The sequence below is a fragment of the Pseudarthrobacter sp. SSS035 genome (assembly GCF_023273875.1).
GTDB lineage: Bacteria > Actinomycetota > Actinomycetes > Actinomycetales > Micrococcaceae > Arthrobacter.
The window spans coordinates 224,521-249,434 of sequence record NZ_CP096882.1; the positions used below are offsets into that span (position 1 = coordinate 224,521).

At 64.4% G+C, this 24,914-nt stretch carries 18 protein-coding genes, 2 rRNA genes and 1 pseudogene; 6 read left to right on the forward strand and 15 right to left on the reverse strand.

What is annotated here, in order from left to right:
* Nucleotides 1-29 precede the first annotated feature (29 nt).
* Nucleotides 30-1,670, forward strand: a complete 1,641-nt coding sequence (locus MUN23_RS01050) for a sensor histidine kinase (protein ID WP_248761696.1) — start codon at nucleotides 30-32, stop codon at nucleotides 1,668-1,670.
* Nucleotides 1,667-2,380 carry a response regulator gene (locus tag MUN23_RS01055; RefSeq protein ID WP_056342355.1) on the forward strand — a complete coding sequence of 238 codons (714 nt, stop codon included), beginning with the start codon at nucleotides 1,667-1,669 and terminating at the stop codon, nucleotides 2,378-2,380. Before MUN23_RS01050 ends, MUN23_RS01055 begins: the two co-directional genes overlap by 4 nt.
* A gap of 17 nt (nucleotides 2,381-2,397) precedes the next feature.
* Here the strand turns inward: MUN23_RS01055 and MUN23_RS01060 are convergent, their stop codons facing one another.
* Nucleotides 2,398-3,495 carry an alanine--glyoxylate aminotransferase family protein gene (locus MUN23_RS01060; protein WP_248761697.1) on the reverse strand — a complete coding sequence of 366 codons (1,098 nt, stop codon included), beginning with the start codon at nucleotides 3,493-3,495 and terminating at the stop codon, nucleotides 2,398-2,400.
* Between the two features lie 41 nt (nucleotides 3,496-3,536).
* Nucleotides 3,537-5,120, reverse strand: coding sequence for an NCS1 family nucleobase:cation symporter-1 (locus MUN23_RS01065; protein WP_248761698.1), 1,584 nt, complete (start codon nucleotides 5,118-5,120; stop codon nucleotides 3,537-3,539).
* A gap of 231 nt (nucleotides 5,121-5,351) precedes the next feature.
* On the opposite strand from MUN23_RS01065, the pseudogene MUN23_RS01070 reads away from it, so the two are divergent.
* The 4 genes and pseudogenes from MUN23_RS01070 to MUN23_RS01085 all read left to right on the forward strand — a co-directional run bounded on the left by MUN23_RS01070 (nucleotide 5,352) and on the right by MUN23_RS01085 (nucleotide 9,606).
* A pseudogene (locus MUN23_RS01070) lies at nucleotides 5,352-6,012 on the forward strand (GntR family transcriptional regulator).
* Nucleotides 6,005-7,525 (forward strand): MmgE/PrpD family protein, encoded by a 1,521-nt coding sequence (locus MUN23_RS01075; protein ID WP_248761699.1) that lies wholly within the window; start codon nucleotides 6,005-6,007, stop codon nucleotides 7,523-7,525. Before MUN23_RS01070 ends, MUN23_RS01075 begins: the two are co-directional and overlap by 8 nt.
* Complete coding sequence (gene prpB / locus MUN23_RS01080) at nucleotides 7,526-8,431, forward strand: methylisocitrate lyase (RefSeq protein ID WP_248761700.1); 906 nt, start codon at nucleotides 7,526-7,528, stop codon at nucleotides 8,429-8,431. It abuts the gene before it with no gap.
* A 35-nt stretch (nucleotides 8,432-8,466) separates the two neighbouring features.
* Nucleotides 8,467-9,606 (forward strand): bifunctional 2-methylcitrate synthase/citrate synthase, encoded by a 1,140-nt coding sequence (locus MUN23_RS01085; protein ID WP_248761701.1) that lies wholly within the window; start codon nucleotides 8,467-8,469, stop codon nucleotides 9,604-9,606.
* A gap of 86 nt (nucleotides 9,607-9,692) precedes the next feature.
* Here the strand turns inward: MUN23_RS01085 and MUN23_RS01090 are convergent, their stop codons facing one another.
* The 13 genes from MUN23_RS01090 to MUN23_RS01150 form a co-directional block, all read right to left on the reverse strand.
* Nucleotides 9,693-10,166 (reverse strand): 8-oxo-dGTP diphosphatase, encoded by a 474-nt coding sequence (locus tag MUN23_RS01090; RefSeq protein WP_248761702.1) that lies wholly within the window; start codon nucleotides 10,164-10,166, stop codon nucleotides 9,693-9,695.
* A 30-nt stretch (nucleotides 10,167-10,196) separates the two neighbouring features.
* Nucleotides 10,197-11,180, reverse strand: coding sequence for a site-specific tyrosine recombinase XerD (gene xerD / locus MUN23_RS01095; RefSeq protein ID WP_248761703.1), 984 nt, complete (start codon nucleotides 11,178-11,180; stop codon nucleotides 10,197-10,199).
* Nucleotides 11,180-11,842 carry an NUDIX hydrolase gene (locus MUN23_RS01100; protein ID WP_056342385.1) on the reverse strand — a complete coding sequence of 221 codons (663 nt, stop codon included), beginning with the start codon at nucleotides 11,840-11,842 and terminating at the stop codon, nucleotides 11,180-11,182. Before MUN23_RS01100 ends, xerD begins: the two co-directional genes overlap by 1 nt.
* 25 nt (nucleotides 11,843-11,867) lie before the next feature.
* Nucleotides 11,868-13,613: a CTP synthase gene (locus tag MUN23_RS01105; protein WP_058929424.1), complete on the reverse strand. Its 1,746-nt coding sequence runs from the start codon at nucleotides 13,611-13,613 to the stop codon at nucleotides 11,868-11,870.
* 88 nt (nucleotides 13,614-13,701) lie between these two features.
* Nucleotides 13,702-15,441: a DNA repair protein RecN gene (recN, locus tag MUN23_RS01110; RefSeq protein ID WP_248761705.1), complete on the reverse strand. Its 1,740-nt coding sequence runs from the start codon at nucleotides 15,439-15,441 to the stop codon at nucleotides 13,702-13,704.
* Between the two features lie 3 nt (nucleotides 15,442-15,444).
* A complete protein-coding gene (locus MUN23_RS01115; protein WP_058929426.1) occupies nucleotides 15,445-16,470 on the reverse strand; it encodes an NAD kinase in 1,026 nt (341 codons plus the stop codon).
* Nucleotides 16,471-16,483: 13 nt separating this feature from the next.
* Nucleotides 16,484-17,296, reverse strand: a complete 813-nt coding sequence (locus tag MUN23_RS01120) for a TlyA family RNA methyltransferase (protein WP_248761706.1) — start codon at nucleotides 17,294-17,296, stop codon at nucleotides 16,484-16,486.
* A gap of 2 nt (nucleotides 17,297-17,298) precedes the next feature.
* Nucleotides 17,299-17,529, reverse strand: a complete 231-nt coding sequence (locus tag MUN23_RS01125) for a hypothetical protein (protein ID WP_248761707.1) — start codon at nucleotides 17,527-17,529, stop codon at nucleotides 17,299-17,301.
* 9 nt (nucleotides 17,530-17,538) lie between these two features.
* Nucleotides 17,539-18,528 (reverse strand): HAD-IIA family hydrolase, encoded by a 990-nt coding sequence (locus MUN23_RS01130; RefSeq protein WP_058929429.1) that lies wholly within the window; start codon nucleotides 18,526-18,528, stop codon nucleotides 17,539-17,541.
* A gap of 6 nt (nucleotides 18,529-18,534) precedes the next feature.
* On the reverse strand, nucleotides 18,535-20,499 hold the full coding sequence (locus MUN23_RS01135) for a tetratricopeptide repeat protein (protein WP_248761708.1): 1,965 nt from the start codon (nucleotides 20,497-20,499) through the stop codon (nucleotides 18,535-18,537).
* Nucleotides 20,500-20,903: 404 nt separating this feature from the next.
* Nucleotides 20,904-21,020: ribosomal RNA gene (rrf, locus tag MUN23_RS01140) — 5S ribosomal RNA — on the reverse strand.
* Between the two features lie 233 nt (nucleotides 21,021-21,253).
* Nucleotides 21,254-24,389 (reverse strand): 23S ribosomal RNA (locus MUN23_RS01145).
* Nucleotides 24,390-24,411: 22 nt separating this feature from the next.
* Nucleotides 24,412-24,876, reverse strand: a complete 465-nt coding sequence (locus MUN23_RS01150) for a hypothetical protein (protein ID WP_248761709.1) — start codon at nucleotides 24,874-24,876, stop codon at nucleotides 24,412-24,414.
* Nucleotides 24,877-24,914 lie beyond the last annotated feature (38 nt).

The window sequence follows — 24,914 nt, forward strand, 5'->3', positions numbered from 1 at the left end:
GCGTTCATATTGGTCATGGGAGGTGCTTGATGTTCCACCGCTGGAGTATCGCCCGCAGGCTGTTCGTGGCGAATCTGCTCATTGTGCTGGCCTTCATTGCGGTGGCCGGCACCGCCACCTTCGTCGATGCCAGGGACCGGAGCTATGAGGAAGCCGGCCGGCGGATGACGGGTGTTGCTGCCGCCGTCGCCGCCAATCCCCTGGTCCTCCAGGCTGCGGACCATACGGATCCGTCGGCGTTGCTCCAGCCCTACGCCCTGGACGTCATGGCCGGATCCGGAGCGGACTTCCTCACCATCATGGCGCCGGACAGAACGCGGTGGACGCACCCCCGGGACGAGGAGCTGGGCAGGCCGTACATCGGCTCCATCGAGGCGTCGCTGCGTGGCGAAGTCTTCACCGAGGTCACAGCAGGAACGCTGGGGCCGTCGGTGCGGACTGTTGTTCCGGTCAGGGATGCCGCGGGGAACGTCAAGGCGCTGGTTGCCGCCGGCGTCACGGTCCGGACGGTTGACGTGGCACTTTCCGGCCGGCTGCCCGCACTGCTGGTCCTCGGCCTGGCCCTGCTCGTGGGCGGATCCCTGGCGTCCTGGCTGTTGGGCCGCTACCTGCGCCGCGTGACCAGGGGGTGGGGGCCGGAGCAGCTGGCGCAGCTGTTCGCCTACTACGAATCGGTCCTGCATTCCGTGCGTGAGGGGCTGATCCTGATCGACACCAGGGGCCGGGTGGTGATGTACAACGACCAGGCCGCCGAGCTGCTGGGACTGGAGCCGCGCGATTCGGAAGACGATCCGTCCCGGCCGCCCTCCCTGACGGACCTCCCGCTGGCCCCCAGCCTGAAGGAGCTCTTTGAATCCGGCCGCACTGCCCACGACGAAATCCACCTGACGGGCCCGCGGATCGTGGTGGTGAACCAGGGCCCGGCCGTCGGGCCCGACTCCCCGGGCCTCCGCCGCCCCTCGGTGTTCGGCACCGTGGCCACCATCCGCGACCGGACGGAGATCGAATCGCTGGGCAGTGAACTCGAAACGATGCGGACGCTGTCCGACGCCCTCCGCGCCCAGACCCACGAGCACGCCAACCGGCTGCACACCATGGTTTCCCTGCTGGAGCTGGGCCGAACCCGGGAGGCCCTGGAATTCGCCACCAAGGATCTCGAACTGAGCCAGCAGCTGACCGACGAGATGGTGAGTTCCGTGGACGAGCCGGTCCTCAGCGCCCTGATCATGGGGAAGGCCGCCGAAGCGAATGAGCGCGGAGTAAAGCTGACGCTCTCCACCGAGGGGTCCGCGTCCGTTGCCGGCCTGGCTGTCCAGGACCTTGTCACCATCTTGGGAAATCTACTGGACAACGCGATCGACGCCGCCGCGGATGGCGCGGCGCCCAGGAGGGTGGAGCTGACCGTGGAGTCCGATGCCGAGGGCCTGGACATCACTGTGGCGGATTCCGGCCCCGGCGTGGACCCCGCCGCCGTGGAGGACATTTTCCGGCACGGCTTCAGCACCAAGGCCTCCGGTCCGTTCGGACGCGGCATTGGCCTGGCCCTCGTCCGCCAGGCCGTGCAGCGCCTGGACGGTACCATGACCATCACAGGCAAGGACGGCGCACGCTTCCATGTCTTCCTGCCGGCCCTGGCCGGCGGGACCGACAAAGAGGAGCAGTTCCAGTGACCGATATCCGCGTCCTCGTGGTGGAGGACGAACCGGTGGCCTCGGCCGCGCACGCGGCCTATGTGGGGAGGATGGCAGGGTTCACTGTTGCCGGAACGGCCCCTGACGGCCAGTCCGCGCTCAGGCTCCTGACGGATCTGGCGGCCGCCGGCCAGCCGGTGGAACTGGTCCTCCTCGACATGAACCTTCCGGACCTGCATGGCCTGGACATCGCCCGGCGGATGCGTGCGGCAGGAATCCTGGCGGACATCATTGCCATCACCGCGGTCCGGGAAGTGGCGATCGTCCGCAGCGCCGTCGCCATCGGCGTGGTCCAGTACCTGATCAAGCCCTTCACGTTTGCCACGTTCGAAGACAAGCTCTCCAGCTACCGGCTGTTCCGGCAGCAACTGGCTTCCCCGGAGGCCGGTGCCGGCAGGACCGGCGCCTCCCAGAGCGAGGTGGACCAGGCCTTCGCAAGCCTCCGGGCGCCGTCGGAATTGCCCCTGCCCAAGGGCCTCTCAGTCTCCACTCTCGACTCGGTCCAGGCGTACCTGAAACAGCATTCGGAATCTGTTTCAGCTACGGAAGTCATGGCCGCCCTGGGCATGTCCCGCGTGACCGCCAGGCGCTACCTCGAATACCTCGCCGACGCCGGCCGCGTTTCCCGGGCGCCCCGCTACGGCACGCCCGGCCGGCCGGAGAACGAATACGGCTGGAAGCGGCCCTGATACTACAGAGTGTGTGGCTAGGCAGCGGAGATGGCTTCCTTGAGGGCCCCCAGCGCCAGAGTCACTGATGCGGCGTTTGCGTTCGGGCCCATCATTCCGATCCGCCAGATGCTGGAAGTGTACTTGCCCGCCCCTGAGCCAATCTCGATGCTGAAGTGCTCCAGCAGATGGCGGCGTACGGCCGCGGAGTCGACGCCGTCCGGGACCTTGACAGTGGTAAGGCTGGGCAGCCGGTGGCCCTCGGCCGCGAACAGCTCAAGTCCCATCTCCTGGAGCCCCGCCTGCAACGCGGCCCCTGCCGCGCGGTGGCGCGCCTGGACTGCGTCCAGTCCCTCGGCCAGGATTCTTTGCAAGCCCGCCTCGAGACCGGCGATAAGAGTGACCGGCGGCGTGTGGTGGTAGGTTCTGCCGCTGCCGCTGGCGGCCCCGACGTAACCGCCGAGCAGACCGACGTCCAGGTACCAGGAGCGGGGATTCCTGATCCGTCGCTCGAACGCCCTGCCCGACATCGTGAAGGGCGACAGCCCCGGCGGCACGCCGAGGCATTTCTGCGTGCCGGCATAGCCGACGTCGATTCCCCAGTCGTCTGCAAGGAGTTCCAGCCCGCCGATGGATGTCACGGCGTCGACAATTAACAGCGCATCACCCTTGTTCTGCCCGAGCGACGCGACGTCGGACAGCACGCCAGTTGATGTTTCGGCGTGGACGGCCGCAATCACCTTCGGTCGCGGGTGGGCCGTCAGCACGCGTTCGACGTCGATGGGCGTGCCCCATTCGTGGTCTACACGAACCACGGTGGCGCCGCAGCGGCGGGCCACCTCACACATGCGCTCACCGAAGAGGCCGTTGACGGCGATCACTGCCACATCACCGTCGTCCACGGTGTTCACGAAAGCCGCTTCCATGCCGCCGGAACCGGTGACGCTCAAGGGCAGCGTGCGGGCATTCTGAGTCCCCCAGACCGTGCGGAGGCCGTCGCAGGTGTTGTCGAGCCGTTCAATGAAGACCGGATCCAGGTGCCCAATCACCGGATGCGCCAACGCGGCGGTCACTTCCGGGTAGCAGTTGCTCGGTCCCGGACCGAACAGGAACCGCGAGGTCAAAGCCTGTGGCATTGGAACTCCTTCGTTGGGGGCTCTTGCCCTTGTGGGGCCGGTCAGTGCTTGGGTGCGACGGCGATGTGCTCGCCGTCGACGGCCTCGAACGGCGTGTGGCGGTCCATGATCAGCAGGTAGGTGACGGCGGCCAGGATCGCGCCGACGAACCAGGAGAAGCCGGAGATATAGGTGAACGCCGGGACGAGGGCAAGTACCAGCGCGACGATCGCGGCCGGTGTGCCCGCGATGACGGCCTTCCGGTTGACGCCACGGGTGTAGGCATACGCCCCGTCCGGGGAGTCCGAGTACAAATCCGGAATGTTGACCCTGCCCTTACGGACCAGCCAGTAGTCGGCCATGATGACGCCGAACAGTGGTCCTAGGAGGGCCCCCAGACCGCCGAGGAAGTAGACGATGACCACGGGCGAGTTGTACAGGTTCCACGGCAGGATCACCAGGCCGATCACCGCGGAGATAATGGCTGCGCGGCGGAAGTTCAGGGTCCGAGGGAAAAGGTGGGCCAGCGTGTAAATGGGTGCCACGAAGTTGGCCATGAGGTTCACGGCCACCGTCAGGATGATCAGGGCCAGGCAGGCCAGCACCAGCAGGAACGTGTTCGGGATGGCGTTGACGATGTCGGTGGGCGACTCGATGACCGTTCCGTTGATCTTGTACTGGGCGCCGGCGAGGACGACGACGATCGCGGCGAAGAAGAGCATGTTGATGGGGATGCCGAAGAAGTTGCCCCTGACCACCGACCGCCTGGAAGGCGCACCCCGGGTGAAGTCGCAGAAGTTCAGCACGAATGTTCCGTAAACGACAACCCATAGCGCCGCCGACTGGAAAATCCGTACCCACATCACCGGGCCTGTCAGCGAGTCGGCGGTGGACCAGGCGATGGTCCCGCCGGCTTCCACCAACATCCAGACGGCCAGCGCGAGCATGGTGACCAGGATGATGGGGCCAGCGAAGGCCTCGTACTTGCGGATCATCTCCATGCCGAAGCTCACGATGACCGTCTGCATCGCCCACAGCGCAACGAACGAGATCCAGCCCAGGGTCGAGAGCCCGAGGAACGAGTCTGTATCGAGCGGCGCCAGGGACGGTGCGAGGGCCAAGATGAGCACCCGGAGCACCACCGAGGCCAGATAGGTCTGGATGCCGAACCAGGCCACGGCCACGGCGCCGCGGATGATGGCTGGAATATTGGAGCCCCGGATGCCGAACGCGATCCTGCTCATGACCGGGAACGGCACGCCGGTCCGCTCGCCCATAAACCCCGAAAGGTTCAGGAGAAGGAACAGCAGGACGGCGCCGAGCAGGAAGGCGAGCATGATCTGCCAGGCGCCCAATCCCAGGGCGAACAATCCGATGGCAAACACGTAATTGCCCAGCGAGTGCACGTCGTTCGCCCAGAGCGTGAAGATGCTGTAGGCGTGCCAGGTGCGCCCCTGGCGCGTGGTGGGTGCCAGGTCCTCGTTGTAGAGCCGGGGGCTCACGCCCGCGGGCACCCGGACCCGAGTGGATGGCTCCCCCCTCACGATTTCCTCGACCGCGGGGTCACCGGTGCCCCACGGCTCAGGGTCAATCAGATGCGGATGCCCGTGCTCGTCATGCGCGCCGGGATCGTTTTGGTGGGACATGATGCAGACCTCCGTAGGACGGAAACGGCATAGCCGGGCATGGCGCCAACTGTAGTCCGCTTGCGCGCGGTCAACGAGCCCCATCTTGTAGCGCTGGTCCGGGCTGGACGAGGGCGCCGAAGCTATTTGTATACATAGAAGGAGCGAGAATCCGACTTTTTGCCAGTTTGCTGGGCTCAATGGCAATTCGTGTATACACTGATCCTAAGCAGCGGATTGAAGGGAGGGACCATGCGGGCCAGCGACAAAGCCTACGCAACACTTCGCGAAGACATTATCGAATGGCGCCTGGCACCCGGAACGGTCCTTGCCGAAGTGGAACAGTCGGAACGCCTGGGCGTCTCACGCACTCCCGTCCGGGAGGCGCTGAGCCGGCTCAGCGCGGAAGGACTGACGACGGCGGCGGGCGGCCGCGGCGTCGTCGTCACCGACATCTCACTGGAGGACATCGACGAGATGTTCGAGCTCCGCGAAACCCTGGAGGGCAAGGCAGCCGCCCTCGCTGCCGAACGCGGCGAGCGCGCGGTCTTTGAGAAACTCCACGCGGATCTCCTGCGGGCGCAGGAGCTGATCAGCGACGCCGATCCCGCCCGGCATGAGTACTACGCGCTGGTGGGCCGGTTGGATGAGGCGATCGACGCCGCCATCTCCAACTCCTACCTCGCCCAGGCGATGCGCAGCCTGCGTGTCCATCTGGTCCGGGTCCGCCGCCTCGCCGCCGATGACGCCCCGCGACTGAACGCGGCCGCCGTCGAACACGCGGCCATCGCGGAGGCCATCGCCGCAGGCAACGCCAGGCTCGCCGAGGCAGCCACCACCCTGCACCTGCACCGCAGTCTTTCCCACGTCAAAGCTACCCACCCACAGCACTAAGAAGGAGCACCATGGTTAAGCTCAACCACGTCCGCGTCTACAAGAGCGAAGAGAACCTCCCCCGCGAAGACCAGCTGGCGCACAAGATCGCCGTCGTCGCCGCCGACGCCGTCGAGGTCACTCCCGAGGTCACCGAGATGGTCATCAACCGTGTCATCGACAACGCCTCCGTGGCCATCGCCTCCCTGAACCGCGGCCCGATCGTGGCTGCCCGCGCCCAGGCGCTGACCCACGCACCGACCACCAACGGCAAGGGAGCCGGCGTCTTCGGCATCACGGACCGGGTCTCCCCCGAGTGGGCAGCCTGGGCCAACGGTGTGGCCGTCCGCGAGCTTGACTACCATGACACGTTTCTGGCGGCTGACTACTCGCACCCGGGCGACAACATCCCGCCGATTCTCGCCGTGGGCCAGCATGTCGGCGCGAGCGGCAAGGACCTGATACGCGGCATTGCCACCGGCTATGAGATCCAGGTCAACCTGGTCAAGGCCATCTGCCTGCACAAGCACAAGATCGACCACGTGGCGCACCTCGGCCCGTCCGCCGCCGCCGGTATCGGCACGCTCCTGGGCCTGGACGTCGAGACGATCTTCCAGTCCGTCGGCCAGGCGCTGCACACCACCACCGCCACCCGGCAGTCCCGCAAGGGTGAGATCTCCACCTGGAAGGCCCACGCACCGGCGTTCGCGGGCAAGATGGCGGTGGAAGCCGTGGACCGCTCCATGCGCGGCCAGACCTCCCCCGTGCCGATCTACGAAGGCGAAGACGGCGTGATCGCCTGGATGCTGGACGGCCCGGACGCCTCCTACGAGGTCCCCCTCCCCGAGGCCGGCGAAGCCAAGCGGGCCATCATGGACACGTACACCAAGGAACACTCCGCCGAATACCAGGCCCAGGCCTGGATCGACCTTGCCCGCAAGCTCCACGCCGAGCACCCCGAGGCAACGGACCCGGCCAACGTGGCGTCGGTCCTGATCAAGACCAGCCACCACACGCACTACGTGATCGGTTCCGGCGCCAACGACCCGCAGAAATACAGCCCCACGGCCAGCCGGGAAACCCTGGACCACTCCATCCCGTACATCTTCACCGTGGCACTCCAGGACGGCTCCTGGCACCACGTTGACTCCTACAGTCCTGAGCGTGCCGGCCGCGCCGACACCGTGAAGCTGTGGAACAAGGTCAGCACCGTCGAAGACCCCGAATGGACCCGCCGCTACCACTCGCTGGACATCGCCGAGAAGGCCTTCGGCGGTTCCGTGGAAATCACCCTGAACGACGGCACGGTCATCACCGACCAGATCGCTGTAGCCGACGCCCACCCGCTCGGCGCCCGGCCGTTCGCCCGCCAGCAGTACATCAACAAGTTCCGCAGCCTGGCAGCCGGCGTGGTCGCCGAGGCGGAAATCGAGCGTTTCCTCGCGGCCGCCGAAAGCCTCCCGGACCTGGGCCCGGGCGAACTGGACCAGCTGAACATCACCGCCGCTCCGGGTGTCATCGACCTGGCCGCAGCCCCGAATGGACTGTTCTAAATGCTGTACTCCAAGGTGACACCCGAGCAGAAGCGGCTGAAGCTGCGGGAACTGCTCGCGTCCGGCACCATCCAACAGTTCCCGGGCGCCTTTAACCCGCTCTCGGCGCGGCTGATCGAGGAAATGGGCTTCGCCGGTGTTTACGTCTCCGGAGCGGTGCTTGCCAATGACCTTGGCCTGCCGGACATTGGGCTGACCACCCTCACCGAGGTGGCCACGCGTGCCGGGCAGATCGCCCGCATGACCGACCTGCCCACGCTGGTGGACGCGGACACCGGCTTCGGCGAGCCCATGAACGTGGCCCGCAGCATCCAGGAACTGGAGAACGCCGGACTGGCTGGCTGCCACATCGAAGACCAGTTCAACCCCAAGCGCTGCGGGCACCTGGACGGCAAGAACGTGGTGGACCAGGACACGGCCACCAAGCGCATCCGCGCCGCGGCTGATGCCCGCCGTGATCCGAACTTCCTCATCATGGCCCGGACCGACATCCGCGCCGTGGAGGGAATCGAAGCCGCCAAGGACCGGGCACGGGCCCTCGTGGAAGCCGGTGCGGACGCCATCTTCCCGGAAGCGATGAAGGACCTGTCCGAATTCCAGGCCATCCGCGACGCCGTCGATGTGCCGATCCTTGCCAACATGACCGAGTTCGGCAAGAGCGATCTGTTCACCGTGGACCAGCTGCAGGGTGTGGGCGTCAACATGGTCATTTACCCGGTCACGCTGCTGCGCATTGCCATGGGCGCAGCAGAGCGTACTCTGGAATCGATCAAGGCAACAGGGTCGCAGGCAGCACAGGTAGAGAACATGCTCACCCGTGCGCGGCTTTATGACCTTGTGGACTATGAGGCCTACAACCACTTCGATACCGGCGTTTTCAACTTCCAAATTCCCGGCGTCCGCTAGGGCCCGGGATCCACGAAAGAACGAAGGAGTTCAGCATGGCTGCTGAAGATATCAAGAAGGGCCTGGCCGGCGTCGTGGTGGACTACACCGCGGTCTCCAAGGTCAACCCGGATACCAATTCGCTGCTGTACCGCGGCTATCCCGTCCAGGAGCTGGCCGCCAGGTGCAGCTTCGAGGAAGTGGCCTTCCTGTTGTGGAACGGCGAGCTGCCCACCCCCGATGAGCTGTCCGCATTCTATGCCCGCGAGCGCGCCGGACGTGCCCTTGATCCCGTGGTGAAGCAGATCGTGGACACGCTCCCCACCACCGCGCACCCGATGGATGTCTGCCGGACCGCGGCGTCCGTGATGGGCGCCAGGCACCCGCTGGCGGAAGACTCCTCACCCGAGGCCAACATGGCCAAGGCCGTGGATCTCTTCGCCGCGATGCCTGCGATAGTTGCCTATGACCAGCGCCGCCGCCGCGGCCAGGACGTCGTGGAGCCCCGGGATGACCTGGGCTACTCGGAAAACTTCCTGTGGATGACCTTCGGCGAGGACCATGTTCCGGAGGTCGTGGACGCCTTCAACGTCTCGATGATCCTGTACGCCGAGCACTCCTTCAACGCCTCCACGTTCACCGCCCGCGTGATCACCTCCAGCCTGTCCGACCTGCACTCGGCCGTGACGGGCGCGATCGGCGCCCTCAAGGGTCCGCTGCACGGCGGCGCCAACGAAGCCGTGATGCACACCTTCGACGAGATCGGCATCCGGCCCGAGGAATCACTCGACGAAGCCGCCGCCCGGGCCAAGGCCTGGATGGAGGACGCACTGGCACATAAGAGGAAAGTCATGGGCTTCGGCCACCGCGTCTACAAGCACGGTGACTCCCGCGTCCCCACCATGAAGGCCGCGCTGGACAAGATGATCGCCCACTACGGCCGCCCCGAACTGCTGGGATTGTACAACGGTCTCGAGCAGGCCATGGACGAGGCCAAGGCCATCAAGCCCAACCTCGACTACCCGACCGGCCCCACCTACCACCTCATGGGCTTCGACACCGCCACGTTCACACCCCTGTTCGTGGCCAGCCGCATCACCGGCTGGACCGCGCACATCATGGAACAGGCAGCCAGCAACTCGCTGATCCGCCCGCTGAGCGAATACAACGGACCGGACGAACGGCACGTTCCCTAACTGAATTGGGATGCACGACGGCGGGCGGTCACCTGAGAAGGTGACCGCCCGCCGTCGTCCGTTATGCCAAGGGAGCGGTGCCCTGATCAGTCCAGCACTTCGCGGACGGTCTCGTTGTCATCGTTCAGGACCACTGTCAGGCGCACAAAAGAACCACCAAGTGCCAGCGGCAGCCAATGTGCGGCGTCCTGCCACATCCGGTCCACAGGCAAGGCGCCGACGTCGAACCATTCCGGCCGGATCTCGGCACTTTCGGCCGGCTGCCCGGTCCAATTGGCTGCGACAAAGAGCCGCGAACTCATGTTCCACTCCGGGCGGGCAGGAAAATCGAAGGTCACCACGCCGGCGTCGCGCAGATCCTCCTGCCGGACCACAATCCCGGCTTCCTCGTGGACTTCGCGGCAGGCAGCCTCTGCATCCGTCTCCCCCGGCTCAACATGGCCGCCGAGGCCCACCACCTTGCCGCGGCCGAAGCCGGTCTTCTTCAGGCCCAGCAGGACCTGTGGCACACCGGCTGACTCACGGGTGAGAAAGCACAGCGTGACAGGGGTAAACGTCATGCCCCCAACCCTATAGCCTGACCGCCGGCGTCAGCCCAGCGCCCGGGGGTGGGCTGCTGCGTAAATTTCCCTCAGTGTGTCAGCGGTAACCAGGGTGTAGACCTGCGTTGTGGTAACCGAGGCGTGCCCCAGGAGTTCCTGCACCACGCGGACATCGGCGCCGCCTTCGAGCAGATGCGTCGCGAAGGAGTGCCGCAGTGTGTGGGGGGAAACATCCTTGGTGACGTTGGCTTTGTCCGCGGCCGCCTTCAGGATGGTCCAGGCGCTTTGCCGGCTGATCCTGCCGCCGCGGGCGTTCAGGAACAGGGCGGGCGTTCCCTTGCCCTTCGCCGCCAGCAGTGGACGGCCGCGCACCAGGTACGCGTCCACAGCCCGCGCCCCATAGGATCCCAGCGGCACCAGCCGTTCCTTGGATCCCTTGCCGAACAGGCGGACCACGGCGGGCCCGGCCTCGGCCTCGTGCAGGGCGATGTCGTCAACGTCCAGGCCCACGGCCTCGCTGATCCTCGCACCGGTGGAATAGAGAAACTCGAGCAGGGCACGGTCCCTGAGCCCTGTGGCAGTGTCAGCCCCCGCGGCTTCAAGGATCCGGGTGACTTCGTCCACGCTGATGGCCTTGGGCAGCCGTTTGCCCGGCATGGGCGGGTGGACGTCGCTGGCGGGGTCCGCCGTCGTGATCCCCTCCAGAGCCCAGAACTTGTGGAGGCCCCGGACGGCCACTACAGTCCTGGCAGCAGACCGGACGCCCAGGGCCGTGCCGCCGTCGGATCCGTCGTTGAGGGCCATCAGGAACCCCGTCACGTGGTGGCGGGTGATCTGGCCCGGGCCCTGGCAGCCCTCCGACGTCACGTAACGGGAGTAGCGCGCCAGGTCACGGCGGTAGGCGGAGAGGGTGTTGGCTGCCAGGCCGCGTTCCACGCCCATATGTTGCAGATACTCGGTGATGGCGAGGTCGATGGCGGTCTGTGGCCGGACGGGCGGCGTCGGGGCTTCCGCCTCAGTGCTCGCCGTCATCAACGCTGGCTGGGGTGCGCAGGCCAGGGTGCATCCGCGGGGCGCAGTCCCGCAAAGCCGTCAGCTTTCGCCGCGGCAGCGGCCAGGATTCCGACGACGGCGGACGGGTTGTGCAGCCTGCCTTCCAGGACCGCGGCCACGGCGTCGTCCAAAGCGATCCAGTGGAACTCAATCTCGGCCTCCTCATCGGTCCGCTCATGGCGTTCGTGGTGAGGCACGTCGGTGAGGTCCCGGGCGAGGTAGATGCGGATGGCCTCGCTGGAGGAGCCCGGCGAGTTGAAGAAGTCCACCAGGACGTTCCATTCGCCGGCCGCGAGGTCCGCCTCCTCGGCGAGTTCGCGGGCAGCACCCGCCACAAAATCCTCGCCTTCCACATCCAGCAGGCCGGCTGGGATTTCCCAAAGGTCCATGCCCACGGGGTGCCGGTACTGCCTGATCAGAAGAACCTCGCCGGCATCGTTCATGGGCAGGACGGCGACGGCGCCAGGGTGGTCGATGTAGTCCCGGGTCAGGGACTCCCCCGTTTCGCTCAGCTGGAAGCTGTCGCTGACCACATCCCAGATCCGGCCTTCATAGACCTTCTCCGTAGACAGAAGACGGCGCGGGCTCGGTGCATCCGAAACCTGCCGTGCGGCTTGTGGGGTTTCAGGTGTGCCGGGCATCGCGCCGTCCTCTACTTATTCGGTTTTATTTTGCGGCAACCGTACGCAACGGCTTGGCTGCCGGCGCGTCCTGTGCTTTCTGGTGGTCCAGGGCGGCCTTGACGAGCCCGGCGAAGAGCGGGTGCGGCCGCGTGGGCCGTGAGCTCAGTTCAGGGTGCGCCTGGGTTGCCACGTAGAACGGGTGGACCTCGCGGGGCAGCTCTACGAATTCCACAAGCTTGCCGTCCGGTGACGTTCCGGAGAACACCAGGCCCTCGGCAGCGATCTGGTCGCGGTACTTGTTGTTGACCTCGTAGCGGTGCCGGTGGCGTTCGCTGACAGTGGTCTTGCCGTAGGTCTCTGCAATGACCGAGCCGTCGTCGAGCTTTGCCTCGTACAGGCCCAGGCGCATGGTGCCGCCAAGATCACCCTTGCCGTCCACGATGTCCAGCTGCTCTTCCATGGTGGCAATCACCGGGTATTTGGAATCCGGTTCGAACTCGGACGAGGAAGCTCCTTCGAGGCCCACCACGTTGCGCGCATATTCGATCACCATGCACTGCAGGCCCAGGCACAGGCCCAGGACCGGCAGCTTGGTTTCGCGGGCGTACTTCAGGGCGCCCAGCTTGCCTTCGAGGCCGCGGATGCCGAAGCCGCCGGGAACGCAGATGGCGTCCACGCCGTCCAGGGACGCCACGGCGCCTTCATGGGTTTCGCACTCATCCGACGGTACCCATCGGATCTTGACCTTGGTGTCGTTGGCGAAGCCGCCGGCACGCAGGGCCTCGGTCACGGACAGGTAAGCGTCAGGCAGGTCGATGTACTTGCCCACCAGTGCGATTTCCACGTGGTGCTTGGGGTTGTGGACTGCTTCAAGCAGCTTGTCCCAGCTGGTCCAGTCAACGTCCTTGAACGGCAGGTCCAGGGCGCGCACGATGTAGGAATCCAGTCCCTGCGTGTGCAGGGTCTTGGGGATGTCGTAGATGCTGGGGGCATCCGGGCATCCGATGACGGCTTCGATATCGACGTCGCACATGCGGCCGATCTTGGCGCGCATGGGCTCGGGGACTTCGCGGTCCGAGCGGACCACGATTGCCTCGGGCTGGATGCCGATGGAGCGCAGGGCTGCCACGGAGTGCTGCGTCGGTTTGGTCTTCAGTTCCTGCGAGGGTCCGATGTAGGGCACCAGGGAGACATGGACGAAGAAGACGTTGCCGCGGCCGATGTCCTGGCGGACCTGGCGGGCCGATTCGAGGAAGGGCTGCGACTCGATGTCTCCCACGGTGCCGCCGATTTCGGTGATGATGACGTCCGGCGCGTTTTTGCCTTCGGCCGGCAGCCGCATGCGGCGCTTGATCTCATCGGTGATGTGCGGGATGACCTGGACGGTGTCACCGAGGTATTCGCCGCGGCGTTCCTTGGCGATCACGGTGGAGTAGACCTGGCCTGTGGTCACGTTGGCTGAGCCCTCGAGGTTTTCGTCGAGGAACCGCTCGTAGTGTCCGATGTCCAGGTCCGTCTCGGCGCCGTCGTCGGTGACGAAGACCTCGCCATGCTGGAAGGGGTTCATCGTGCCCGGATCCACGTTCAGATAGGGATCGAGCTTCTGCATAGTTACAGACAGGCCGCGTGCCCGCAGGAGGTGACCGAGGCTCGAAGCCGTCAGTCCCTTACCGAGCGAGGACGCCACACCACCGGTTACGAAGATGTGTTTGGTCGTCTTGGACGAGCCCGGGAACCGGGAATTTACACGGGAATTTGATCGCTGCACCACGGAATTCGAGCCTATCATCAATTGAGCCTTTCCCCGATCAGGAACTGTCTCCCCAAATGATCCAGTGTGCATGGCAAGGCGCCCTGCGATCAAGGGGTGTTCGCCGTCAGGCCCGCTGCGGCAGCAGTTTTGCGTCGTCCAGCAGCTCCTGGGCGTGCGCCTGGGCCGATTCCGAATCCTCCTGGCCCGCCAGCATCCGGGCGAGTTCCCGCACACGCTCCGGGCCGTCGAGGAGGCGAACATCACTGGACGTGAACCCGGTGGCGGTGCCGCCGTCGGCCCCCCTGACGGATGTCTTGGTGACTGTGATGTGCTGGTCCGCGAAGGCTGCCACCTGCGGCAGGTGCGTGACCACCAGGACCTGCACGTGCTGTGCCAGCATGGCCAGCCGGCGGCCAATTTCGACGGCGGCCCGCCCGCCGACCCCGGCGTCCACCTCATCGAACACAAACGTGGGCACCGGATCCACCGCGGCCAGCACTACCTCGATGGCCAGCATGACGCGGGAGAGTTCGCCGCCGGAGGCGCCCTTGCCCAGCGGACGGGCCGGGGCTCCGGAGTGCGGCTGGAGCAGGAATGTGATCTCGTCCGCTCCATGCGGAGTCAGCTGGGCGGCCGCCTCACGGGTGATCACCAGGGTGGCGTCCGCCATGGCGAGTGCCTTCAGCTCCGAGCTCACCCGGCCGGACAGCTCCTTGGCAGCCTTGGCGCGGATCTTGCTGACGGCGGCTGCCTGCTGCTGCAGTTCCGCTTCGGTCCGAACCACGTCCGCGTCCAGGGCTTCGATCCTGGTGGAGTCGTCCTGCAGCTCGTCGAAACGGACCCGGGCGTTTTCCGCCCACACCAGGACCTCGTCGATGCTGGGGGCGTACTTTCGGACCAGAGTGGCCAGGGCGGCCCTCCGGTCCTCGATCTCGGCGAGGCGTTCGGGGCCCTCCGAGTCCAGCCCGGCCTGGTAGCTGGCCAGCTCCGTGGCGATGTCGTTGAGCAGGAAGCCCACTTCGGCCAACCGCGCTGCGGCGGATCCCAGTTCGGCGTCGTGCTCGGCCACGTGCTCCAGGGTCCTTTTCGCGACGTCCACGAGGGTGGTGGCGTCGCCCGCGTCACCGTAGTCCTCCGCGATGAGCGCCTGGTGTGCCGTGTTCGCCGCAATCCTGAGCTCTTCCACGTTGGCCAGTTTCACAGCCTCCGCCTTGAGGGATTCGTCCTCCCCCGGCTGCGGATCCACGGTGCTGATTTCGGCCAGGGCGACTTCCAGCGACTCGGCCTCGCGGAGCCTGTCGCGGGCGGCGCTGCGCAGGGTTTCCAGCTCCGCCTGGCTGGCCTTCCAGTGGCTGTAGAGCGCCTGGTAAGAGGCCAACGGGCCTGCCAGCGCATCGCCGGCAAATTTGTCCAGGGCGCCGCGCTGGGCGGCCGCCCCCTTAAGCCTGATCTGGTCCGACTGCCCGTGGACCACCACGAGGGTTTCACCGATCTCCGCGAGAACGCCCACCGGGGCGGCCCGCCCGCCCAGGAAGGCCCGGCTGCGCCCGTCCGCACCGAGGCGACGCGCAAGAATAAGCTCAGCGCCGCCGTCGAACTCCTCCACGTCGGCACCCGCTTCAACTGCCCGGGCAATCGCCGGATGCCCGGCGTCGAGCTTGAGGACGGCCTCCGCCGTGGCGCTCTTCGCGCCGCTCCGGACCGCGCCGGCGTCGGACCTCGCCCCCAGCAGGAGGCCGACGGCGGTGACCACCATCGTTTTGCCGGCTCCGGTTTCGCCGGTAACGACGCTCAGCCCGGGGCCCAGCGGCAGCGTGGCGTCGGTGATGACGCCCAGATCGCGGATTCTCAGTTCTTCAAGCATGGTTCACTTTGCGGTCGCGGGATCGGTATCGTCCTCCGGCTGGTCGCCGGAGGCAAGCTGGAGCGGCGGCCTGGGCCGCGGCGTCCGGACGATCGGGATGGGTCCGGTGTGGATGGTCTCCGACTGCGGCACGGGGCCGCGCCAGCCGTGAATGGGGAGTTCAAATTTGCGGACCAAACGCGCTGAAAAGGGCGTCTGGTGCGTCCTGGCCAGCCTGACCGGAGTGGCGGACTTGGTCACTTCAACCCGGGCCCCGGGCGGCAGGTCCACGGAGCGCCGGCCGTCGCACCAGAGCACACCCTGGGCACCGGTGCGGGTGAGAACTTCCACGGCCAGCCGGGACCGGGGCGATACCACCAGCGGTTTGGCAAAGAGCGCGTGCGCGCTGATGGGAACTATCACCAGGGCCTCGACCTCCGGCCACACGACGGGCCCGCCGGCGGAAAACGCGTACGCGGTGGAGCCCGTGGGGGTGGCCACCACCACGCCGTCGCAGCCGAAGGACGTCAGCGGGCGCTCGTCCACTTCGGTCACCACCTCGATCATGCGTTCGCGGTTGCCTTTTTCGATCGCGGCCTCATTAAGGGCCCAGGTGTGCCAGATCTTCTGGCCACGGACCCAGACCTGGACGTCGATGGTCATGCGCTCTTCAACCGTGTAGTCCCTGCGGGCAATCCATTCCACCGTCTGGGCCAGGTCCGCCCGCTCGCTCTCGGCCAGGAAGCCGACGTGGCCAAGGTTGACGCCCAGCAAGGGTACGTCCACCTCCCGCACCAGCTCCGCGGCGCGCAGGATGGTGCCGTCACCGCCCAGGACCATCACCAGCTCGACGTCCGGCAGCTGTACGTGGTCGTGCAGGATCTCCACCGGTTGGCTGAGCTGCCCGAAGAATCGTTCCATGTCACGCAGCTCAGACTCCTGCATGACGGGAACAATGCCGGAGTCATGCAGTTGGGCGCAGGCTTCCCAGGCGGCCTTCAGTGACTCCTCGCGGCCAGTGTGGGCAAGGACAAGTACTCGCCTGCTCATCGGGTTCCGCTTTCTAGTGGTTCGGCCAGATTCGGCCAAGCAATCCGTCAATGGCTGCGAGGCGCTCTTCGATCTTAGGCAGGTCTTGGGTCATCCTGCGCTTTATCCACAGGAAGTATTCGACGTTTCCGTCCTGTCCCGGCAGCGGACTGGCCGCCAAGCCGCATAAGTCCAGGCCGGCGTCGAGCGCTGCATTGGCAACTTTTTCCACTGCCATCCGGCGTTCGCGCTCGGAGGTGACCACGCCGGTGCGGCCCAGCCGGTCCTTGCCGATCTCGAACTGGGGCTTCACCATCAGCACCAGGTCGCCGCCCGGCTGCGTGCACAGCGCCAGGGGCAGGACCACCATGGTCAGCGAGATGAAGGAGAGGTCGGCTACCGTGAGTTCGGCCTGGCCGCCGATGTCCTCCGGCGCCATGTACCGCACGTTCATGCCTTCATGCACGGCTACGCGGTCATCGGCGCGGAGCTGCGGGACCAGCTGGTCATGGCCGACGTCGACCGCCACCACGTGTGCCGCACCGCGCCGCAGGAGCACCTCGGTGAAGCCGCCGGTGGAGGCGCCGGCGTCCAGGCATCTCTTGCCGGCAACAGTGACTTCCGGGAATACGTCCAAAGCGCCCGCCAGCTTGTGCCCGGCACGGCTGACGTAGCTGTCCTCTTCCGTGTGCTCGACCGACAGGTCCTTGCCGTCGTCGACCTGGAGGGACGCCTTGGAAAGGATTTGCCCGTCCGAGCTCACTTTGCCCTCGGCAATCAACGAAGCGGCGTGGGTCCGGGACCTGGCCAGGCCGCGGGCCACGAGCGCCTGGTCAAGTCGTGCCATGCTCAAGCTTCTCCTTCGCCGTTTGGGGCCTCTTCGTTCAACGCGTGCAGCAGAGCATCGTGGAGGTCGTTGTAAACAGCCTCATGCTCAGACACGGGCAACCGTTCGACGCCGTCCAGCGCGGCCGACATCGCCGCAATGGATGGATCGGTGGTTGCCGACGCCGCCGTGTCCGGCCATTCCGGCGTTGGCTGGGCTGCTTCCGGATGGTGCGGTTCGTTCAGCTCAGTCATTGGACCAGTCTAATGATTGCGCCACTCGAGTTTGGGTTCGGTGGGAAGTGCGGCGTCGGGGACCGCAGTCCACCAGGCGGCGCAGGCGGCCCGCCACGAATCCAGGTCACCTTCGCTGCCGCTGACGTGGATGGTGTCGCCGCTGACCCTCGCAGTGGAGGCCCCGCAGCGGTGCGTTCCGTCAGTGTGGTCCAGTGCCGGGTAGGGGCGGTGGAGGTCGCTGAGGGAATTGATGATGTAGTCCGGGCGTTCCGCAGTGCGTGCGGCCAGGATGGTGGCTGTGGTGTCGACGCCGGTCAGCACTGCCACCGTGGCAAACCCGGCGTTGTTGCCGCCGAGGATGTCGGTGTCCAGGCGGTCGCCCACCACCAGCGGGCGGTCAGCCGCGAGCCGTTTGGCGGCGGCGTGGAAGAGCGGGGCCTCCGGCTTGCCGGCAACCCGCGGCGTCTGTCCGGTGGCGGCGGCTACAGCTGCCACCAGGGTGCCGTTGCCCGGGGCTATGCCGCGTGCCTGCGGAATGGACATATCGGTGTTGGTTGCGATCCACAGTGCACCGGCCGACACGACGTACGCCGCCTCAGCAAGATCTTTCCAGCCGATCCCGGGATTGAATCCCTGGACCACAGCTACCGGATCCTCGTCCTGGCTGTGGACAGGCGTCAGTCCCACCAGTTCGATTTCCTGCGCCAGTGCGGGGCTGCCGGTGATCAGCACCCGCGCTCCAGGGGCGACGAGTGACGCCAGGAGTTCGGCCGCGGCCTGCGAGGAACTGACCACCTGCTCGTCGTCTGCCGGTGCACCCAGTTCACGGAGATGCGCCGCTACCTGCGCCGGGGTGCGGGAGGCATTGTTGGTGACATACCCCAGGCCAATGCCCAAACCCTCCAGTTGCTGCAGCGAGTCCACGGCGCCTGGGATGGCGTGCTGCCCGGCGTAGACCACGCCGTCCAGGTCCGCCAAAAGGGCGTCGAACAGGGAAATCAGTGGAACTTCAGTCATAGCGGGCTAGCTGTCCCGTTCCTCAGAGTGGCCATCAGTGGCGTTGTTGCTGTCGTCTGCTTCGCTGTGCTCTTCTTCAACACGCTCGGCTTCATCGTGCTCGGCGTCGCCGTGCCCGGCGTCGCCGGCTTCCAGCTCGTCTGCTTCTACGGAATCCTCGTCAGACTCGGCGTCATCGGACTCGAAGAAATCCGATTCCACGTCGTCGATGTCTGCATCCACGGCGGCGGCCTCAACGGCAGTCTTGTCCGCGGCTGCTTCGGTCCGGGCAGCAGGCGTGGATGCCGCGGCTTCGGAGCCTGCGGCAGCGCGCTCCAGCAGACGCCGGCGCTGAGCTTCCTCGCGGGCTTCCTCTTCCTCGTCCCAGCCGAGGTCCACGATATCGGGTTCCTCATCGACGCCGAGGCCCAGGGCATTTTCAGCCACAATTGCCTGCTTCTGCCATTTTGCCGCCTCATCTTCGCGACCAACGGCCGACAGGGCGTTTGCGTACGCCCGGAACAGCCGAGGGCTGTAGGAGAAGGCACGGTTCATGTCTAGCTGGGCTATTTCAAGTTCAGCCACGGCGGCGTCCAGCTGCCCGAGGTCGGACCGTGCCCCGGCCGCCACGATGGCCAGCTCAACTTTGCCGGGGGCGTCCAGGTCTTTGGCTTCCTCGGACCGCACCACGTCAAGGGCACGGTCAGGCCGGCCCAGTCCGCGTTCACAGTCTGCCATCACGGGAAGGTGGACGTTTGAACCGCTGATGCGGCGGTAGGTCCGGAATTCGCGCAGCGCTTCGCCGTAGTGTCCTGCCGCGTAAGCAGTGAGGCCGACGGCTTCACGAACGGCAGCAAGCCGGCCACCACGCCGGCTCGCGGCGAGGGCATGCTGGAAAGCCAGCTCGGGCTCTTCGTCGATCAGGCGTCCGGCCATCACCAGGTGGCGGGCAACCCACTCGGCGCTCTTGTCTTCCAGAGTCTTGATCTGGTGCTGCGTGGCGCGGTCAAGCTCCTTGCCCGTGACATCCTCATCGATTTCCGGGGAACGTTCACGGTCTGGGCGGTTGGCGCTGCGAAGATCACGCGCGTTGGGTACACGGGCCGGGCGGTCTTCCGCACGGTCCCTGCCGAACTGGCGGGGGCCGGAATCACCACGGTCGAAGCTGCGGGGGGCACGGTCCTGGCGGTCACCGAACGGCTTGCGGTTGTCGCCGCCGGAGAACCCCCGACGCTCACCGTCACCTTCGCGGCGCGGTCGGTCACCATAAGGCTTGTTGTCACGGTCACCGTAAGGCTTGCGTTCGCCACCGCCGCTGAAGGGCTTCCGGTCTCCGCCGCCACTAAAGGGCTTTCGCTCTCCGCCGCCGAAGCCGCGACGCTCGCCATCACCTTCGCGGCGCGGACGGTCACCAAAGGACTTGTTGTCACGGTCACCGTAAGGCTTGCGTTCGCCACCGCCGCCGCCCGTGAACGGTTTCCGGTCTCCGCCGCCGAAGCTGCGACGTTCACCGTCACCTTCGCGGCGCGGACGGTCACCATAAGGCTTGTTATCACGGTCACCATAGGGTTTGCGTTCGCCACCGCCGCTAAAGGGCTTCCGGTCTCCGCCGCCGCTGAAAGGCTTTCGCTCTCCACCACCGAAGGTCCGACGCTCACCGTCACCTTCGCGGCGCGGACGATCACCAAAAGGCTTGTTGTCGCGGTCACCATAGGGTTTGCGTTCGCCGCCGCCTGTGAACGGTTTCCGGTCTCCGCCGCCGCTGAAAGGCTTTCGCTCTCCACCACCGAAGGTCCGACGTTCGCCATCACCTTCACGACGCGGACGATCACCAAAAGGCTTACGTTCGCCGGACCCAGGCGCGCGCTTCGGAGCCTCTGGGTTACGGTCTTCGCGGGAACGGAATCCCCGCGGGTCGCCGCCAGAATTGTTGTTGCCGCGGAAAGGACCGCGGTCGTTGCCGCCGCGGTTGCCGCCGTTGTGCTCAGCCATGGGGATTCCTCCTGTTATGAGCCGACCACTGGCGCAATCGCAGCCGCTCGTTCCGTGTTTCGTTATCCTACGCAACCCGAAATCAAGCGCTTCGAAGTCCGTACATCTCAGTCAATTCTAGGCGAGACCCCACCAACAGATGACATGGATCCGTCTCCAGGCCGCCGTCGTGGGAATGTTCACACTCGCCGGGTGATGCTCTCGCAGTTTCTGCGGGTTTCCGGCGGACGCTCTGTCAGTTCGGGTGCCGGGTTGTGTGGTGCACGACGGCGGCGGGTGTGGTGGGGTGCGGGGTTTTCGGTGGGGTGCCGGGCCGGGGTGTGTGCGGGGGTGCCGGGGGTGGCGGTGTTTAAATGGGAGAGCCCCCCAACCTGGTGGTTGGGGGGCTCTCGACCGTAATGATGTTCCGGCGGTGACCTACTCTCCCACACCCTCCCGGGTGCAGTACCATCGGCGCTGTGGGTCTTAGCTTCCGGGTTCGGAATGGGACCGGGCGTTTCCCCCACGCTATGACCGCCGTAACCCTTGCTCCGCACCCGTTGGCTGTGCCGTGGGGTGGGAAATCTGTGGTTACAACATGCTTCCTGCCGGTGAGGGCAGGTGTGGTGTTGTTATTGTGTTGTGTTTTTGTTCCCTGCAACAAGCCGGTGTCGGGTTTGTTGTTTGGGAACCACATAGTGGACGCAAGCAGTCTTGTTATCTTCGTACCACCCCTGGGTGTAAACCTCTTTTGAATAGGTTTACGGGGTGGTGTGTGGTGTAAGTTATCGGCCTATTAGTACCGGTCAGCTTCACGAGTCGTTAGTCCTCGCTTCCACATCCGGCCTATCAACCCAGTGGTCTGGCTGGGGGCCTCTCACACACAAGGTGTATGGAAATCTCATCTCGAAGCGAGCTTCCCGCTTAGATGCTTTCAGCGGTTATCCCATCCGAACGTAGCTAATCAGCGGTGCACTTGGCAGTACAACTGACACACCAGAGGTTCGTCCGTCCCGGTCCTCTCGTACTAAGGACAGCCCTTCTCAAATTTCCTGCGCGCGCAGCGGATAGGGACCGAACTGTCTCACGACGTTCTAAACCCAGCTCGCGTACCGCTTTAATGGGCGAACAGCCCAACCCTTGGGACCTACTCCAGCCCCAGGATGCGACGAGCCGACATCGAGGTGCCAAACCATGCCGTCGATATGGACTCTTGGGCAAGATCAGCCTGTTATCCCCGAGGTACCTTTTATCCGTTGAGCGACGGCCATTCCACAATGTACCGCCGGATCACTAGTCCCGACTTTCGTCCCTGCTCGAGATGTCTCTCTCACAGTCAAGCTCCCTTGTGCACTTACACTCGACACCTGATTGCCAACCAGGCTGAGGGAACCTTTGGGCGCCTCCGTTACTTTTTAGGAGGCAACCGCCCCAGTTAAACTACCCATCAGGCACTGTCCCTGACCCGGATTACGGGCCGAAGTTAGATGTCCAAAGTGACCAGAGTGGTATTTCAACGATGACTCCACCCGAACTGGCGTCCGGGCTTCAACGTCTCCCACCTATCCTACACAAGCCACTCCGAACACCAATACCAAACTATAGTAAAGGTCTCGGGGTCTTTCCGTCCTGCTGCGCGTAACGAGCATCTTTACTCGTACTGCAATTTCGCCGAGTTTATGGTTGAGACAGCGGGGAAGTCGTTACTCCATTCGTGCAGGTCGGAACTTACCCGACAAGGAATTTCGCTACCTTAGGATGGTTATAGTTACCACCGCCGTTTACTGGGGCTTGAATTCTCAGCTTCGCCGTAAGGCTAACCGGTCCTCTTAACCTTCCAGCACCGGGCAGGAGTCAGTCCGTATACATCGTCTTGCGACTTCGCACGGACCTGTGTTTTTAGTAAACAGTCGCTTCCCCCTGGTCTCTGCGGCCCCGATCCCCTCCCACCAGCAAGTGGTGTTCAAGGTTGGGGCCCCCCTTCTCCCGAAGTTACGGGGGCATTTTGCCGAGTTCCTTAACCATAATTCTCTCGATCGCCTTAGTATTCTCTACCTGATCACCTGTGTCGGTTTGGGGTACGGGCGGCTAAAACCTCGCGTCGATGCTTTTCTCGGCAGCATAGGATCACCAAATCCCCCCGTGAGGGGGTCCCATCAGATCTCAGGCATCATGAACGGCGGATTTGCCTACCGTTCGCCCTACATCCTTAGACCGGGACAACCATCGCCCGGCTTGGCTACCTTCCTGCGTCACACCTGTTAATACGCTTGCCTCCCAGGATCAGGTCCCGCGCTCCACCAAAACCCACATCACCCCGAAGGGTGGGCGGGCAGGCATCGGGCGGTTAGTATCCCCTGTTCAACATGGACGGTTTTTCGCCGGTACGGGAATATCAACCCGTTGTCCATCGACTACGCCTGTCGGCCTCGCCTTAGGTCCCGACTTACCCAGGGCAGATTAGCTTGACCCTGGAACCCTTGATCATTCGGCGGACGGGTTTCTCACCCGTCTTTCGCTACTCATGCCTGCATTCTCACTCGTGTAGGCTCCACCGCTGGTTTACACCGCGACTTCACTGCCCACACGACGCTCCCCTACCACTCCAGACGCCTGAACCAACCCACAAGGGGCGGCTTAGCTAATATCTGAAATCCACAACTTCGGCGGTGTACTTGAGCCCCGCTACATTGTCGGCGCGGAATCACTTGACCAGTGAGCTATTACGCACTCTTTTAAGGATGGCTGCTTCTAAGCCAACCTCCTGGTTGTCTTCGCAACTCCACATCCTTTCCCACTTAGCACACGCTTAGGGGCCTTAGTTGGTGGTCTGGGCTGTTTCCCTCTCGACTATGAAGCTTATCCCCCACAGTCTCACTGCTGCGCTCTCACTTACCGGCATTCGGAGTTTGGCTGACGTCAGTAACCTTGTAGGGCCCATTAGCCATCCAGTAGCTCTACCTCCAGCAAGAAACACGCAACGCTGCACCTAAATGCATTTCGGGGAGAACCAGCTATCACGAAGTTTGATTGGCCTTTCACCCCTACCCACAGCTCATCCCCTCCATTTTCAACTGAAGTGGGTTCGGTCCTCCACGACGTCTTACCGTCGCTTCAACCTGGCCATGGGTAGATCACTTCGCTTCGGGTCTAGATCACGCCACTGCAACGCCCTATTCAGACTCGCTTTCGCTACGGCTTCCCCACACGGGTTAACCTCGCGACGTAACACTAACTCGCAGGCTCATTCTTCAAAAGGCACGCCGTCACAACTACAAGGTTGCTCCGACGGATTGTAAGCACACGGTTTCAGGTACTGTTTCACTCCCCTCCCGGGGTACTTTTCACCTTTCCCTCACGGTACTGGTCCGCTATCGGTCATTAGGGAGTATTTAGGCTTATCAGGTGGTCCTGACAGATTCACACGGGATTTCTCGGGCCCCGTGCTACTTGGGATACTCTCCAGGCGGCACAAAACATTTCGGTTACGGGGCTCACACCCTCTCTGGCCGGCCTTTCAAGACCGTTCACCTATGCCTGCACATCACACCTCACCAGTCCGGCAGAACTGGTATGGAAAGTCCCACAACCCCGACCATGCAACGCCCGCCGGCTATCACACATGGAACGGTTTAGCCTGATCCGCGTTCGCTCGCCACTACTGACGGAATCACTATTGTTTTCTCTTCCTGCGGGTACTGAGATGTTTCACTTCCCCGCGTTCCCTCCACGCACCCTATGTGTTCAGATGCGGGTCACCAGGCAGCTCGCGCCCCTGGCGGGGTTTCCCCATTCGGACACCCTGGGATCACAGTCCGGTTATCGACTCCCCCAGGCTTATCGCAGATTCCTACGTCCTTCTTCGGCTCCTAATGCCAAGGCATCCACCGTGTGCTCTTAAAAACTTGACCACAAAAGATCAAAAAAACTAATTTACGAGAGAACCACGAAAACCACCCGGACACCACCACCACAACCCGAAGGCCACAGCAACAGACGCCCGGACAGATCCAGGTTCATAATTCTTGGAAATTGCTTCTTATAAAAGATGCTCGCGTCCACTATGTAGTTCTCAAACAACAACCCCAAACCACACACCCCACACACCAGCACCCCACAAAAGGAGAACCAAACGCGCATGATCGATGCAGCCAGGAAACCAGAAACAAACAAACCCGACAAAACACACCACAACCCGTAAGCTGCAGCCCATCCTCCCGGCCCTGTTGCCTCAGGACCCAACAGTGTGCCAAACACTACCCAACAACCCATCCCCGCCGCTTTCCAGGACCCCCGAAGGAATCCGTACTCGCTGCCGGCATGTGCCACCAGGCACCTATTCGTTGATATTCCACCCTTGAGCACCCGCCGCAGAACAATCGTCTGCGCAACGGGCATATACTCCTGACAAACCCCCACACCACATACATGGCATG